This window comes from Hyphococcus sp. D3-15 (genome assembly GCF_055809375.1).
The window spans coordinates 2,749,235-2,764,496 of the sequence record NZ_CM147910.1 but is presented as its reverse complement, the minus strand read 5'-3'; the positions used below and the strand labels follow the sequence as shown (position 1 = coordinate 2,764,496).

General features: G+C 56.5%; 16 protein-coding genes. 8 read left to right on the top strand and 8 right to left on the bottom strand.

Annotation, left to right across the window (positions count from 1 at the left end; genetic code table 11):
• Positions 1–165: 165 nt before the first annotated feature.
• Entirely contained in the window at positions 166–2,235 is a 2,070-nt protein-coding gene (locus AC0L8G_RS13780) for a M13 family metallopeptidase (protein WP_473384756.1), read from the bottom strand.
• A 54-nt stretch (positions 2,236–2,289) separates the two neighbouring features.
• Positions 2,290–2,481 (bottom strand): hypothetical protein, encoded by a 192-nt coding sequence (locus AC0L8G_RS13775; protein WP_473384755.1) that lies wholly within the window; start codon positions 2,479–2,481, stop codon positions 2,290–2,292.
• 12 nt (positions 2,482–2,493) lie between these two features.
• Here AC0L8G_RS13775 and AC0L8G_RS13770 point away from each other — a divergent pair, with 12 nt between their 5' ends.
• From AC0L8G_RS13770 to AC0L8G_RS13750, 5 genes are all read left to right on the top strand, one after another.
• Positions 2,494–3,021 carry an adenine phosphoribosyltransferase gene (locus tag AC0L8G_RS13770; RefSeq protein ID WP_473384754.1) on the top strand — a complete coding sequence of 176 codons (528 nt, stop codon included), beginning with the start codon at positions 2,494–2,496 and terminating at the stop codon, positions 3,019–3,021.
• 35 nt (positions 3,022–3,056) lie between these two features.
• Positions 3,057–3,617, top strand: a complete 561-nt coding sequence (locus AC0L8G_RS13765; protein ID WP_473384753.1) for an NnrU family protein — start codon at positions 3,057–3,059, stop codon at positions 3,615–3,617.
• A 17-nt stretch (positions 3,618–3,634) separates the two neighbouring features.
• Positions 3,635–4,456 (top strand): substrate-binding periplasmic protein, encoded by an 822-nt coding sequence (locus AC0L8G_RS13760; protein WP_473384752.1) that lies wholly within the window; start codon positions 3,635–3,637, stop codon positions 4,454–4,456.
• A gap of 47 nt (positions 4,457–4,503) precedes the next feature.
• Positions 4,504–5,289 carry a hypothetical protein gene (locus tag AC0L8G_RS13755; protein WP_473384751.1) on the top strand — a complete coding sequence of 262 codons (786 nt, stop codon included), beginning with the start codon at positions 4,504–4,506 and terminating at the stop codon, positions 5,287–5,289.
• A 107-nt stretch (positions 5,290–5,396) separates the two neighbouring features.
• Positions 5,397–6,188 (top strand): PRC-barrel domain-containing protein, encoded by a 792-nt coding sequence (locus AC0L8G_RS13750; protein ID WP_473384750.1) that lies wholly within the window; start codon positions 5,397–5,399, stop codon positions 6,186–6,188.
• Between the two features lie 75 nt (positions 6,189–6,263).
• On the opposite strand, the gene AC0L8G_RS13745 is transcribed toward AC0L8G_RS13750, so the two are convergent.
• Positions 6,264–7,193, bottom strand: coding sequence for a TauD/TfdA dioxygenase family protein (locus AC0L8G_RS13745; protein ID WP_473384749.1), 930 nt, complete (start codon positions 7,191–7,193; stop codon positions 6,264–6,266).
• A gap of 298 nt (positions 7,194–7,491) precedes the next feature.
• Between AC0L8G_RS13745 and AC0L8G_RS13740 the strand changes: the two genes are divergently transcribed.
• The 3 genes from AC0L8G_RS13740 (at position 7,492) to AC0L8G_RS13730 (ending at position 9,368) form a co-directional block, all read left to right on the top strand.
• Complete coding sequence (locus tag AC0L8G_RS13740; RefSeq protein ID WP_473384748.1) at positions 7,492–7,908, top strand: disulfide bond formation protein B; 417 nt, start codon at positions 7,492–7,494, stop codon at positions 7,906–7,908.
• 115 nt (positions 7,909–8,023) lie between these two features.
• The gene (locus AC0L8G_RS13735) at positions 8,024–8,368 is read left to right on the top strand and encodes a hypothetical protein (protein WP_473384747.1); all 345 of its coding nucleotides are present in this window, start codon (positions 8,024–8,026) and stop codon (positions 8,366–8,368) included.
• 343 nt (positions 8,369–8,711) lie between these two features.
• Positions 8,712–9,368, top strand: coding sequence for a VPLPA-CTERM sorting domain-containing protein (locus AC0L8G_RS13730; protein ID WP_473384746.1), 657 nt, complete (start codon positions 8,712–8,714; stop codon positions 9,366–9,368).
• Between the two features lie 69 nt (positions 9,369–9,437).
• Here AC0L8G_RS13730 and AC0L8G_RS13725 read toward each other — a convergent pair whose 3' ends face one another.
• The 5 genes from AC0L8G_RS13725 to uvrA all read right to left on the bottom strand — a co-directional run bounded on the left by AC0L8G_RS13725 (position 9,438) and on the right by uvrA (position 15,229).
• On the bottom strand, positions 9,438–9,983 hold the full coding sequence (locus tag AC0L8G_RS13725; protein ID WP_473384745.1) for a flavodoxin domain-containing protein: 546 nt from the start codon (positions 9,981–9,983) through the stop codon (positions 9,438–9,440).
• Between the two features lie 87 nt (positions 9,984–10,070).
• A complete protein-coding gene (locus tag AC0L8G_RS13720) occupies positions 10,071–10,424 on the bottom strand; it encodes a DUF2200 domain-containing protein (RefSeq protein ID WP_473384744.1) in 354 nt (117 codons plus the stop codon).
• Between the two features lie 44 nt (positions 10,425–10,468).
• Entirely contained in the window at positions 10,469–10,759 is a 291-nt protein-coding gene (locus AC0L8G_RS13715) for a GIY-YIG nuclease family protein (RefSeq protein WP_473384743.1), read from the bottom strand.
• Between the two features lie 642 nt (positions 10,760–11,401).
• Positions 11,402–12,289, bottom strand: coding sequence for a hypothetical protein (locus tag AC0L8G_RS13710; RefSeq protein WP_473384742.1), 888 nt, complete (start codon positions 12,287–12,289; stop codon positions 11,402–11,404).
• A 9-nt stretch (positions 12,290–12,298) separates the two neighbouring features.
• A complete protein-coding gene (gene uvrA, locus AC0L8G_RS13705) occupies positions 12,299–15,229 on the bottom strand; it encodes an excinuclease ABC subunit UvrA (protein ID WP_473384741.1) in 2,931 nt (976 codons plus the stop codon).
• Between the last annotated feature and the right edge of the window lie 33 nt (positions 15,230–15,262).

The window sequence follows — 15,262 nt, the reverse complement described above, 5'->3', positions numbered from 1 at the left end:
AATTTCAGTATTTTTTCCGGGGTTTGCGTGGAACCTTTTGCGCACCATGGTTCGTTAATCTGTTCTTGGCGCCTGGCCGGATCGAATTCGCACGGGTGTGACTGAGGCGAACAAAAAAAGCCCCGCATTAGCGGGGCCTTTTTCGACTTTATACTGGCGAAAGACTTACCAGATTTGCACCCGATCTTCCGGCGCCAGATAGAGATCGTCCTCTTCGGTGACGTTGAACGCGTCGTACCAGGCGTCCATGTTTCTGACGACGCCATTGGTGCGGTATTGCGCCGGAGAATGCGGGTCGGTGGCGACCTGATTTTTGAGCGCTTCCTCGCGGTTGAGGCGCTTCCAGACTTGCGCCCAGGAGAGGAAGAAGCGCTGGTCACCCGTATAGCCGTCAATGACCGGCGCCTCCTCGCCATTCAGCGATAGTTTGTAGGCCTCATAAGCCATGGCGAGGCCGCCAATATCGCCGATATTTTCGCCCATGGTGAGTTCCGGATTGACGAAGAAACCGGGGACCGGTTCATAGGCTGCATATTGCGCGCCGAGCTTGTCGGTCAGCACTTTGAAGTTGTTCGCGTCTTCTTCCGTCCACCAGTCGCGCAACACGCCGTCGCCATCGGATTTGCGGCCCTGATCATCGAAGCCATGGCCGATTTCATGGCCGATGACTGCGCCGATACCGCCATAATTGACGGCCGGGTCTGCATTGGGATCGAAGAAAGGCGCCTGCAGGATCGCCGCCGGGAAGACAATCTCGTTGCGCGACGAGCTGTAATAGGCGTTCACCCGTTGCGGGGTCATGCCCCATTCAGATTTGTCGACCGGGCCGCCAAGACGCGAGATCGACCAATTCCACCCAAATTCACCGGCGCGTTTTGCATTCGTAAACGCGCTTCCTTCGACGACAGCGAGATCGGAATAATCGCGCCATTTGTCAGGATAGCCGATTTTCGGCGTGAATTTTTCAAGTTTGGCGTGCGCCTGAACTTTCGTCGCTTCACTCATCCAGGACAGTTCGGAAATGCGTCCCTTAAGGGCGGTGCGCAGATTGGCGACGAGCTGTTGCATCTGGGCTTTCGATTCCGGCGGGAAATAACGCTCAACGTAAACTTCGCCGACCGCTTCGCCCATCGCTTCGTTCACCGCTGCGACGCCGCGCTTCCAGCGTTCGCGCTGCTTCGGCGTGCCGCGCAGTTCGGTGCCGAAAAAGGCGAAGCTGGCGTCATCAAGCGCAGTCGGCAGCACGGAGGAATGATTGTTAAGCTCGTGGAACTTCAAATAGGCTTTCCACGTCGCCACCGGCGTATCCGCAAAGATCTTTGCCAGCGATTGAATGGCGTCATCCTCGCGCACGACAAACTCTGTCTGATCGCCAATGCCAGCTTGCGTAAACACGATTTCCCACGGAATTTCCGGAGCGAAAGCTTTCAGTTCATCAAGGGTCTTGAGATTATAGGTAAGGTCGCGATTGCGGCGCTTTGCCGGCTCCCAATGGACTTCCGCCATGCGCTTTTCGAGATCGAAAATCGCCTGCGCCTTGGACGCGGCGTCTTCCACATCGGCCAGCATCAACGCCTGATTGATATAGGCAACATATTTCGGGCGCTTGTCGGCGAATTTTTCATCGAGATAATAATCGCGGTTCGGCAGGCCCAGTCCGGCTTGCGTCAGATAGGTGATGTAACGGTCGGTCTGTTTTGCGTCGACCGAAACGAAAACGCCAATCGGCGTGGCGGCGCCAAAAGCCGCATCGCCCATCAGGCGCGCGACATCGTCATGAGTTTCAAGCGCGTCGATTTTCGCAAAGTCTTCGGCGATGACCGAAAAGCCTTTTTCGTTGATCGCATCCGTATCAACAAAGGCGGCGTAAAAGGCGCCGATTTTCTGTTCCAGCGAACCTTCAGGCGCGGCGCCGGCGGCGGCGTCTTCGATGATCGATTTCACGCGCTCTTCTGAACGTTCGAACAATACGGTGAAGGAACCATAGCTGGAATATTCTTCGGGGATTTCGAAGCTGTCGAGCCACTTGCCGTTCACATAGCGAAAGAAGTCATCGCCAGGGTCGACTTCGGTGTCGATGGCGTCGGTCTCAATGCCAAAGGAGCCAAGCTCCGGCTTTGCTGCGACTCTGGCTGTTTCGGATTTTTTGGCGTCAGCGCCATGAGTTTCGCCGCCTTGTTGGCCGCAGGCGGCAAGTGCGAATACGGCTACGCCGCACAATAGAAGTCTGTTCACGATTAAGCTCCTCGCGTGAAGTCCGGTGATCGAGTGATCGAATAGTTTTGCTATCTATTGAGTGTCGCGAAACTGGTCTTGAGGCAAGCCCGGCGGGGTGAGGCGAAGGAAATCAACGGTAAAGTGAAGATTCTTCATCTTGCGCGGCAGCGCCGGGCCGGGCAGGCGGGCGGCGATTGCTGCGGCGCCGCATGATTTCTTGCCGAGACCGCCGGATTCCGCCATGGTGCCGCCCCGGAACAGCAAGAAGGACGCCCCATGGATCTCAAATCCGTCATCCGGACCATCCCCGATTATCCCAAACCGGGGATCATGTTCCGCGACATCACCACCTTGCTGACCGATGCAAGGGGCTTCCGCAAGGCGGTCGACGAGCTGGTCCAGCCGCTGGCGGGGCAGAAAATCGACAAGGTGGCGGGGATTGAGGCGCGCGGCTTTATTCTGGGCGGGGCGATCGCGCACCAGCTTTCCGTCGGCTTCGTGCCGATCCGCAAAAAGGGCAAGCTCCCCTACAAGACCATCGCCCAGTCCTATGAGCTGGAATATGGCGTCGACGAGGTCGAAATCCATGTGGACGCCATCGACAAGGGCGACCGGATTTTGCTGGTGGACGACCTGATCGCCACCGGCGGCACGGCGGGCGCGGCGATCAAGCTGATTGAACGCGCGGGCGGGGAAGTCATGCTATGCTCCTTCGTGGTCGACCTGCCGGATCTCGGCGGTGCCGACAAGTTGCGGGCGTTAGGGAAAAAAGTGACGGCGCTTGTGGAATATGAGGGCGAATAGCCCCAGCCTGCGCTGTCCGAACACAGGAAGCGCACATGACTCTATTTCTTCTCGGCTTGATCATCTTTTTCGGCGCGCATCTGTTTAGCGGCCTGGCGCGGGGCCCGCGCGCGGCGCTGATCGCGAAGCTCGGGGCAATGCCCTATAAGGGGCTTTATTCGCTGGTCTCGCTCGCCGGCTTCATCCTGATCATCATCGGATGGAAGAGCGCGGATGCGAGCATTCTCTATACGACCCCCGCATGGACGCGCCACATCACCTATCTGCTGGTGCTGCTCGCATTCATCTTGCTGGCGGCGGCTTATCTGCCGGCGGGCAAGATCGCCGAAAAGGCCCAGCACCCGATGCTGGCGGGCGTCAAGTTGTGGGCGTTCGGGCATTTGCTGGTGAATGGCGATGTACGTTCGGTTCTCCTGTTCGGATGCTTTCTCGCTTTTGGCGTCATTGATCGGATAGCAGTGAAAAAGCGCGGTGAGACCGGACGCGCCGCCGGGCCTGTCATGAACGATGTGGCGGCGGTGGCTGTTGGGGTCATCGCATGGGCCGGCGTCGCTTTTGTGGGGCACCGTTACATCGCCGGCGTCGCATTATTTTAGATAAAGGAAGCACATTTGTGTTGAAGAAATCGATTTTGGCGCTCGCCGCCTTGAGCCTCGCGGGGACGGCCGCCGCCGCCGACCTTAACGACATCAAAGAGCGCGGGACCTTGCGCGTCGCCGTCGCCGCCCTGTCGCCTTTTGTGATCAAGGCGGGGGACGGAACGCTGTCGGGTTTCGAAATCGATTCCACCACCGGCCTCGCCGAGCGGCTGGGCGTGGAAGTGGTTTATGTCGAGAAAACCTTCTGCGATCTCGCCGAGGCGGTGCTGTCGGGTGAAGCCGACATTGTCGCGTCCGGTTATTCCAACATGCCGGAACGGCGGCGCCTGCTCGACTTTTCGCTGCCCTATCACGATACGGAATATTTTCTGGTCGTCGCCAAGGACAAAGCGAAAAAAGCCAAGACCCTGCGCGGGGTGAACCGCAGGGATATCGCCGTCGGATTTCAGCATGGCGGCGTTTCCGGCATGGTGGCGAATGGCGAATTTCCCGGCTCAAACCTGAAAGGCTTCAGTTCCTTTCGGGAGATCATGAGCGCGCTGGATGAGGGGGCGGTGGATGGCGCGGTGTTGTTCGATCCTTATCTCGACATGGCGAAGGATCTGAAAAGCCGCAAATTCGTCATCCCTCATGAATTCGCGCTAACCCGCACGATTGAAGCCTTCGCCATGGATCAAAACAGCGAGGAGCTGCGTCAGGCGCTCAATGAATGGGTGATCGAACGTGATCTCGCCGGCTATTGGGATGAGCTGGAAGACAAGTGGTTCTCCGACGCCTATGCGATCGCCTCCGCGCCGCCGCCTTACGCCTGCGCCGCCGCCGCACAGGTGCAGTGAGGCGGCGCTTGTTATTTTCGTGATGGCAAGCCGAGGGGAGAGGCAGCGTGTATTCTGACAATCTTCTTCATGGGGTCGGGGTAGAGGCGCTCGGCTTTATTACGACCAAGCGCGCTATCATCCTGCGTTATGCAGCTACTCTCTGTGCTGTAGAAACGGTCTTGTGGATAGTAGTTCCGCCTGCCGGCGCCTTATTGATTTCCGCACTGGCGGTCTTCTTAGGCGGGGCTTTTGCTGTGTCGCTGCATCGACGAATTCTTTCAGATGAAACAGGTTTTCCGCCTGAGATCGACCTAAGATTGTTGATATTTATCGGTGTGGCAATAGTGCAAGCTATCGTGATTGGAGGCCTTGTCGGCGCTGTGAGTGGCGTAATTATGTTGTCTTTTCTTTTGATAAAGTCATCTGTGCTTCCTGCTCTCATTGCGATCATCTTGTGCGCGCTGGTTCTGGCGGGAGGGCTCTGGTTCGTGGCGAAAACCATCTTGTTCTTTCCACATGTTGCTGTGACCCAGGCGCGGGCGTTCAGACTATCGACTGTGTGGGAAATGAGCCGCGGACTTGTCAGGCCGATTATGTTGCGACTGATCATGTTCGCGGTCGTGGCCATTGGCTTGAGCCTCATATTGAATTTCATATCGCCTGAGGCTTTTGACCAGTCTTCGATGTCAGACCGCTTTGTGGCGTCCCCGATTTATTTTGTTTATTCGCTTGCAGCCTATTTGATTGGCGCCCCGTTTATCGCCTTGGCGAGCTTTATCTATCAGCGTGCGTTGGGTGATTTGCAACGGCAATCCCTAGAGCCCAAGCCTGATTGGCTAGAAAGCTCGTAAGCATTCGTCACCACCACCCCCAACCTTTCCAATCTTCAATGATCGGCGTGGAACGAAGTCCCGCGCCGCTTGTTAACGACATATCTGATTGGAAAGGAAGGTTTGTTATGAACAAGCTACTATTATCAGTCGCCGCCTGCGCCATGCTGGCGCCGTTCGGCGCGATTGCGAATGAAGCACCGAAAACGCAGGACGCGAAAATTGAAGCCAAGGCGGCCGTTAAAGCGGGCGCTGTCGCCTTCATGCCCGCCGCCTCGTTCAGCGCCAAAGAGTTGTTGGGCGAAGGCGTTGACGGCGCCAATGGCGACCGCATCGCCCGTGTCGACGACATTGTCATCGACGCCAATGGCCGCGCGCAGGATGTGATTGTCCTGTCCGGCGGATTCTTCGGCCTAGGCGGCAAGCGCGGCGCGCTTGACTTCCGCGCAGTCGATATCGCCATCAACAGCGATTACGAGCCCGATGTCAGCGTGTCTTTGAACGATGAAGGCATCAAGGCGGTCGCGGAATATGTGACCAACGAGGTGAATGATTACAGCCTCGCATCGGAACTGTTGGGCGCGGAAGCTGACCTGATGCCCGGCGGCGACGAGACAGAAAATGTCGTGGTCAATGACATCATCATCAACCCGGAAGGCGATGTTGATTATCTGATCGTTCAGAAATCGGCGATCGGACCGATCGGCGCCGGCGACAAATATGCGGTCGCGTTCAACAAGCTCAAAATAGAGCAGGGCGATGGCGGCCTCATCCTGGCCATGACCGAAGCCGAACTCGACAGCGCGCCGAAATTCAATACGGAGCGCACGGATATCGCAAAAGCCTGGGATAAAACCAAGGAAAGCGTGAAAGACGCCGCCGACAAGGCTGGCGAAAAGATTGACGACGCCGCCCACTAGCCCTTCCGGCAGGCGTCTCAATAAAGACCGGCGGCGCGCACCCCGCCGGTCTTTTTATGCGTGCGTGTTCCGGGATTAGGCCGGCGCTTCGCCGGCGATGGTCGTGCGGTACAGCTCGCGGCGATGGCCGTCATAATCGTTGAACGCCTGATGGATCGAAATCCGGTTGTCCCACACGGCGAGGGTTTTCGGCGCCCATCTGAGGCGGCAGGTGAAGGCCGGCTGCGTCATATGTTTTGACAGATAGCCGAGCAGGGCGTCCGCCTCCGGTTCGCTCATCCCCTCAATGCCGATTGAATAAGACGGATCGCAGTAAAGCGCTTTTTCGCCCGAACCCGGATGGGTGCGGATCAGCGGGTGGTAATTGCCTTTGACCTTGCGGATGACCGGTTCGGGCAGGTCCTTCATGCCAACGCCTTTCAATTTGGCGAGCTTGCCCACCGGCGTGTCGTCCGCTTCGCCATGCTCCATAGAGCTTTCAAAGGCGCGCTTCATCGACATATGCACGCGCAGGCGAGAAAGAATGTCCTTCATCGTCTCTGACAGCGTTTCATAGGCAAGCACCGTGTTCGCCCAGATCGTGTCGCCGCCATAGGGCGGAATCTCGACGCCATAGAGCAGGGCGATCGCCGGCGGGTTGACGAGGAACGGCCCGTCCGAATGCCAGCCCGAGCCGAAAATATGCGCGCCCTTGGCGCTTGCTTCACGTACCAGCGGCTGAATGTTCAAATGCCCCGGTATGCCATCCGTATACGCATCTTCCGCCCACTCGCCGAAGCGCAGGGAAAACTCCTCATGCTGCGGATGGGTCAGCTCGACATCGCGGAAATAGATCATCTTGTGATGGAATAGTGCGTCTTCGATCTCGGCGAATTGTTCGTCAGACATATTGGCGAAATCTGCGCCGCGAATTTCCGCGCCCATGGCGGCGGCGAGCGGATGCGCTGTTATCGTCTTATAGGCGCGCGCATGATTGTCGAATTTGCCGGTAGGGTGAATGAGCATCTGCGTCTTCCTTGTCGTCGCCGGTCGTGATTGCGAGGCATTCTCGCCGGAATTGGCGCGCGCGCAATGCGGCATGGAGAACCGGAAGGCGTGCCAGAGAGAGGCGCAGCCTGCTTAAACCACCGTTAAACTCCCCGTTATGCTCCCCGTTCTGCTCATTGTCAGGCGCTAACGCCGTCATGACAAATGCTGTGAAGCGTATTTAAGTGATATGCCCAATAACTATAAGTTGGGCGTGAATATGGATGACGCTGACGCAGGCGGATATATCTTTGCTTCTTACGGGAGAAAAAAGCCAATGAACAAACTGACGGCGCTCGCGGGAAAAGCCCTGCTCAATCGTTATCTAGTGGGCGGGTTCGTGCTCGTCATCGTCGCCTTGACGCTTACGGTCGACATTATGGGGCTGGTTCATCCGTGCCCCTATTGCCGGACGCAACGGGCCGCGCTCGGCATTCTCTCGCTCATTCTTCTCCTGAAAGGGGACCGCACCTTGTTCTGGCGTTTCGTCGCCATGCTCGCCGGCGTCTATGGTCTCATTGTCGGCGTCATGCAGAACTTCAACCACGTCAAAAAGATCAACAAGGGAGAGTTCGACTGGGCGGCGCTGACCTTTGATCATCCATGGATCCTCTCCGGGCTTGCGGTCACTGCGCTGGTCTGGCTGCTCTTCCTTATCTTCGACCTGCCGAAACTTTCAGCGCCTGCTCGCTAGCCGGCCTCCAACAGGACAGGCCGCGGCGGCGAAGAATTGCGGCGGCGCGGGGCTTGGGCTAGTTTCGCCGGACAGGGGACGCGCGGGGCCGTCCTCTCCAAGGGGCGAAAAAACGATGAATGAGGCGTTGAAGTTTTCGATCATGGGCGAAGACGACAATCTTTACGATGTGACGATTGAGCGAGACTCCAATAATCTCGGCAATTTGCAGGCCATGTGTTCATGCAAGCAGGCCGCCGAAAACGACATCTGCGCTCATCGCTTTGCGATCCTGGAAGGCGATATGTCCAAGGTCGCGTCGAACAGCCTCGGTGACGCGCAGACGCTGCGCGAATGGATCAAAGGGTCTGACATCGAAGTGGCGATGCAAAATCTTTCAAAGGCCAAGACCGAATTGCTCCTCGCCCATGAAAAAGTCGCCCAGTGCCGCAAAATGCTCGTCCGCCGCATGCTGGATTAGGCGCGTGCAACGCAACAAATCAATCGGACATTGAGGCCGGGCCTCTGGTCGCCTGTGATTGCGGAGCTCGCCGGTCTCGTCATTGTCTGTACTTATCGAGCCATCCCAAGAACAAATAATCCGTCAACAGATTGTGTTGAGCGCAAGACAAGACGGATTGTTTTATTTTAGCCCGCTATTTAGGGCGCTCATCATCTTTTTTGCTTAGCGATAATGTGGCGACTCAAAGCCCTTCTACCTCAGGGTGTAAATCGCCCTTTATCGTTCTCAATTGCTTGATGTGCGCGGTGATATCCCGTCTAACGAATCCACGGGTAAAATTTGATTGAAGTTGAGAGAGAATATGAGAGTTTACAAACTGGCTTTGGCGGCGCTTGTCGCTGCAATGACTTGCGTGCCTATGTCCACGGCGTCGGCGGCGACACTGACCGTGCTCGCTGCGGAATGCGCCATTGACGTCCCAACTGTAATTCCGGGGCTCCCGCCGGCGCCGCTGGAATGCGGATCCCCTGGAAATGAATTTGCTACTAATGTGACCATGAACGCGATAAGCTCTGACTATTATGAGCTCGGGCTTGCGATTGTGCCTGTCGGCCCCGTCCCGTTGTTTGGCGGAGTAATGGCGCTTGCCTTTGATGCGCCTTTTACGGGTACGCTGACCTTTGTCGACGCGCTTTCGTTCCTTGCGCCCCAGGCTATGGAAGTATCTGTCAACAATATATTGGACTTCTTTTCGAGCACCGTTGTCGGCCAGGTCGACAATCTCGGAAATGCTGTCGTTACGATCAACACGCCGGTCCAGTTTCTGTTCCTTGCTGACATATCTGCTCGGGAATTCAGCGCAAGCTATCCGGTAACCAGCAGTTATCGGTTAAGCTCCATTCTCCTTACGCCGTCGTCTTCGTCGACTTCCGAAGTTCCGCTTCCTGCGGCCTTCCCGCTGTTCCTCGCGGGGCTCGCCGGTTTCGGCGCCGCAATCCGCAAGCGTAAAGCTGCGTAAACCAGACAGGCAGTTTGTCCGGACCGGAATCCCTGATCGTTTCGCGATCAGGGATTTTTTGTGCTTGCCTTACGCCGCCTGTTTCGCGCGCGCGGCGAAGCCGTCGCAAAAGACATTGAGTGCATCCCAGTCGGTGTACTCAATATCTTCGCCGGTTGAGACATCCATACCGTGATCTTTGGCGATGCGCTTCATGATCCAGGTTTTGAAGAAATCATATTTGGTGAACATCAGCGCGCCGGCGACATGTTGGGTCACGGCCGGACGCCAGCCGGTTTTGGCGAGGAATTTCTCAACGCATTCGCCGGCGCCGTCTTTTTCTTCCGGTTCGCCCAGCGCGGAGAGCGACACCGCGCAAAAGGCGGTCGGCATGGCGTTCAACCGCTCCGCATTATGCTTGGCGAAATGGGCGAGGGCGTTCTGGAAAACATGCACATGCAGCGAGCCGGCGAGAATGGCGGCGTCGGCATGGGTCAAGATTTCCGCTGACGGCTTGTCCGCCGCATCGAACAGATTGACCGACCAGCCAAGACTGTCAAAGCGGTCGGCGATCGCCTTGGCGATCTTGCGGGTGTGGCCTTCGGTGGTGGCGTAAATAACGGCAATGGCGGGCATGGGCGGGCGCTCCTGATTGCTGCGATGCGATGATAGCGCAGGGCGCGCGCGCCGGCGTTGATGCAGGTCAAAAGAGGCGGCGGCGCGCTATGGCTGGCGCAGGATTTTCTCCATCGCCTTGCCCTTCGCCAGTTCGTCGATCAGCTTGTCGAGATAGCGGATCTCGCGCATCAGCGGCTCCTCGACCTCTTCAACGCGCACGCCGCAGACGACGCCCTTGATGAGCGCGCGGTCGGGATTGAGCTTCGGCGCCTTCGCAAAGAAGGTCTCGAAATCGGTTTTCTTCTTGATCTCCGCGTCGAGCCCCTTTTGCGTGTAGCCCGTCAGCCAGCGGATGATCTCATCGACCTCTTCCTTTGTGCGGTCTTTCTTCTCCGCCTTCGCCACATAGGCGGGATAAACACTGGCGAAGGCCATGGAATAGATGCGGTGCTTGGTCATGGGGTGATTTTAGCGTGTTGGCCGTGTGGCGGCAATGCGGGAGATTAAGCGTTCAGCGTTTCGTAAAGATCGTCCCATTCGGGGTTCGCCTTTTCGATCAGTTCCAGCTTCCAGGCGCGCTTCCACTCCTTGATCCGCCGTTCGCGCAGGAAGGCCTCTTCGCGCGTATCGCAGGTTTCGAACCAGACAAGCCTGTCGATGCCGTATTTCGAGGTGAAGCCTTTGATGATCTTGTTCTTGTGCTCCCAGACGCGCTTCGCGAGATCGTCTGTAGACCCGGTATAGGGCGTTCCGTTGCGCCTGCTCGCCAAGATATAAACATAGAAATAGTTCATCGGGTTCGGCCTGGCTGATTAAGTGCAAGCCTATCCCCCGCTCATCCCGGCGAAAGCCGGGACCCAGAAATTCCAGTATTTCAGCCAAGTGAAAGAATTTGGCTAGAGAGCAGACCTCTCAACCCGCTCTCCCCGACATAAGTCGGGGTCCAGACTTTCCGGCATATCCGTGAGGGTATGCTTTCAGAGCCAGAACTGGACTCTCCATCCGCTGACTCCGGCGAAAGCCGGGACCCAAACTTTGCTGCCATTCCGTAAACGCCGCTATTTCAGATCGAGCGATGAACTCTCAACCCGCTCTCCCCGACGAAAGTCGGGGTCCAGTCAAACATAAAAACCCGGGCTCCGCCCGTCATTGTTTCTTTAGCTGGGTCCCGGCTTTCGCCGGGATGAGCGGGGGAGGGGCGGAATTTTGCGGTCTAACTTCCGGCGTATCGCCACGGTTTAACCGTGGCGTCCATCACCCGGCCTTCATCCTGAGGAGCAAAAATCCTTCGCCCTTCGAGACGCACGCATAAATGCGCGCCCTCAGGATGAAGGATTTTTTGCGTCTCGAAGGATGGGTAGTAGGGATAGCTCATAATCTGGCAGCAGTCGGTTTTGTTTTCGTCTAGTTTATAACGGCTTCATTCTGAACGGTTACTAGTCTTCAGCTTGTTCATTCAGCTCAAGCCAGTCGTATTGGGCTTCCATTCTTTTTTCACGAATATCTTCTAGGACTTCTTGCAAACACTCTTTGCAAACCTCAAAATCGTCATCTTCATATTCCCAGTAACCATAATCGTTATAGACTACATTATACCCTTCCTCGGTTCCGGTATCCAATTCGTTATAGAAAGAAACCATTTCCCACGAAAAAACGGTGCTCTTACAGCGTGTGCATTCGCGCATATAGTCGGAAAATAGACAGGTATAGCAAGAATAGATTTCATCAAGCGTTATGAATGTATCTTGATTACATGACGGGCAAGCAAGAACTGAGTGGTCAGGTATACCTTCGGCAGCAATCCTTTCTCTGGCGCGCTGAACTAACTCTTGCAGCAATTTCTTTATAGCTATGAGACCAGTATATTTCTCATTGCTAAGTAGATCTCTCATCTTGGTATCAAGATAGCGCCATTGAAATTCACTAACAAATGCAAAGATTTCAAAAAATTTTGCGGCGGCTTGTTCTTTATTGAGTTCAAATTCTGAATGAATGACGTTGTTACGAATTTCAATCGCATGCCTTAGTTTTGTTTTGTCTGCGCCTGAAAAAATGATACCAGCGATTAAAGGGTTTTCTAGCCTTGAAATGCATGTGCTTATTGTTGCTGAGTTTTTAGGCCTATCGATATTTTCAAATATTAGAATTGGGTGGTGGTATTGCAGTAATGCCTTCAGCCCTAACTCTAAGGATTGAACAAGATTAATGATTGCCAATGGCCACTGTTTGTAGTCGGCTTGCGCAGCAATGGCCTTGCTGACCGCCTCTTTTAGAAAAAAGTGACTGTTTTCCTTCAGGCTAAGTTTTATTTGTGTCCGAACCATATTTTGAAACTAAGCCACCCGTCTCTTCACCGCCTTTTTCTTGCTCTTCGCCGCCGCTGATTTTGCGCGGGAGACTGAGCCAGAAGAACTCTTCTTTTTCAACAGCGGCTTCAAAAACCTTCCCGTATAGCTCGCGGCGACTTGCGCCACCTCTTCGGGCGTGCCGCTCGCCACGACTTCGCCGCCGCCATCGCCGCCTTCCGGGCCCATATCGATGATCCAGTCCGCCTGTTTGATCACATCGAGATTATGTTCGATGACGACGACGGTGTTGCCGCCATCGGTCAGCTCCTGGATCACTTCCATCAGCTTCCGGACATCTTCAAAGTGCAGGCCCGTCGTCGGCTCGTCCAATATATAAAGAGTGCGGCCGGTGGCGCGCTTGGACAATTCCTTTGACAGCTTCACCCGCTGGGCCTCGCCGCCCGACAGCGTCGTCGCCTGCTGGCCGATTTTCACGTAAGACAAGCCGACGCGGTTCAAGGTCTCCATCTTCTCGCGGATCGAGGGGACGGCCTTGAAGAAGTCGGCGCCTTCCTCGACCGTCATGTCGAGCACGTCGGCGATGGACTTGCCCTTGAACTTCACTTCCAGGGTCTCGCGGTTATAGCGCTTGCCCTTGCAGACATCGCAGGTGACATAAACATCGGGCAGGAAGTGCATCTCGATCTTGATGACGCCGTCGCCCTGACACGCCTCGCAGCGCCCGCCCTTCACGTTGAACGAAAACCGCCCGGGCTTGTAGCCGCGCGCTTTCGATTCCGGCAGGCCGGCGAACCAGTCGCGGATCGGCGTGAAGGCGCCGGTATATGTCGCCGGGTTCGAACGCGGGGTGCGGCCGATGGGCGACTGATCGATATCGATCACCTTGTCGAAATGTTCGAGGCCGGTGATCTTGTCATGCTCGGCCGGCGCGTCCTTGCTGTTATAAAGACGGCGCGAGGCGGCCTTGTATAATGTCTCGATGACGAGGGTCGACTTGCCGCCGCCCGACACGCCGGTGACGCAGGTGAGCAGGCCCACCGGCACTTCCGCCGTGACGTTTTTGAGATTGTTCTCTTTCGCGCCGGTGATCTTGATGGTTTTCTTCTTCACGAAGGGGCGCCGCTCGGCGGGAACGGGAACTTCGCGCCGCCCGGCGAGGTAATCGCCGGTGAGCGAAGTTTTCGCATTCATGATGTCCTTGACCGAACCCTGCGCGACGATCTCTCCCCCGTGAATGCCGGCGCCGGGGCCGATATCCACCACATAATCGGCGGCGCGGATCGCTTCCTCGTCATGTTCGACGACGATCACCGAATTGCCGAGATTTTTGAGCCGCTGCAATGTTTCGAGCAGGCGTTCATTGTCGCGCTGATGCAAGCCGATGGAAGGCTCGTCCAACACATAAAGAACGCCGGTGAGGCCGGAACCGATCTGCGAGGCGAGGCGGATGCGCTGGCTTTCGCCCCCCGACAGGGTTCCCGATGCGCGCGACAGGGTGAGATAATCGAGCCCGACATTATTCAGGAAGGACAGGCGCTCGCGGATCTCCTTCAAGACGCGGACGGCGATTTCCTTTTCCTTCTTGTTCAGCTTGCCTTCCAGCGCGTCGAACCAGGCGCCCGCCGCCTTGATCGAAAAGGCCGTCGCTTCGGAGATCGACAGCTTGTCGATCTTCACCGCCAGCGCTTCCGGTTTGAGGCGCAAGCCGTTGCACGCCTCGCAATGGGTGACCGACTGGAAGCGCGACATCTCCTCGCGCACCCAATTGCTGTCGGTTTCGCGCCAGCGCCGCTCAAGATTGGGGATCACCCCTTCAAACGGTTTGACGGTCTCGAATTTGCGCGCGCCGTCCGCATAGATGAATTTGATCTCTTCTTCGCCGGTGCCGTAGAGCACAATATCTTGCGCTTCTTCGTCCAGCTCGTCCCAAGGCACGGTGACCTTGAACTTATAGTGCCGGGCCAGCGCTTGCAGGGTCTGCGCATAATAAGGAGAGGTGCCCTTGGCCCAGGGCGCAATCGCGCCGCCATTCAAGGCGAGCGATCCGTCCGGCACCACCAGTTCTTCATCGAAGATCATTTCCGTGCCGAGCCCGTCGCAGGAGGGGCAGGCGCCGGCGGGCGCGTTGAAGGAGAAGAGCCGCGGTTCGATCTCGTCAATCGTGAAACCGGAGACCGGGCAGGCGAATTTCGCGGAGAAAATGCTGCGTTGCGGCGCGCCTTTATCGTCTTTCTTGTCGGCAGACTCCGTAATGGCGATGCCGTCAGCCAGTTCCAGCGCGGTTTCAAAGCTTTCGGCGAGGCGCGATTCAAGCCCAGCTTTGATGACGACGCGGTCGACCACGACTTCAATATCGTGTTTCAGCTTCTTGTTGAGCTTGGGGACATCGGCGATTTCATAATACTCGCCATCGACCTTCACCCGTTGAAAGCCTTTCTTCTGCAGCTCGGCGAATTCCTTGCGATATTCGCCCTTGCGGGCGCGAATGATCGGCGCGAGCAGATAAAACCGCGCGCCGTCGCCTTCCGCCATCAACCGGTCGACCATTTCGGTGACGGTTTGCGAAGAAATCGGTTCGCCGGTCGCCGGTGAATAGGGAACGCCGATGCGCGCCCATAACAGACGCATATAGTCGTAGATCTCGGTGACCGTGCCGACCGTGGAGCGCGGATTGCGCGATGTGGTCTTCTGTTCGATGGAAATCGCCGGGGACAGACCGTCTATCTGATCCACATCCGGCTTTTGCATCATCTCCAGGAACTGGCGCGCATAAGCGGACAGACTTTCCACATAGCGGCGCTGGCCTTCGGCGTAGATCGTATCGAAGGCGAGGGATGACTTTCCCGAACCGGAAAGCCCGGTCATGACGATGAGCTGGTCGCGCGGCACTTCCAGCGTGATATTCTTCAGATTGTGTTCGCGCGCGCCAGCGACGCGGATCGTTTTCAGGCTCATGGATGCTTTCTCGCGGGAGGGGACGTCTCTTTA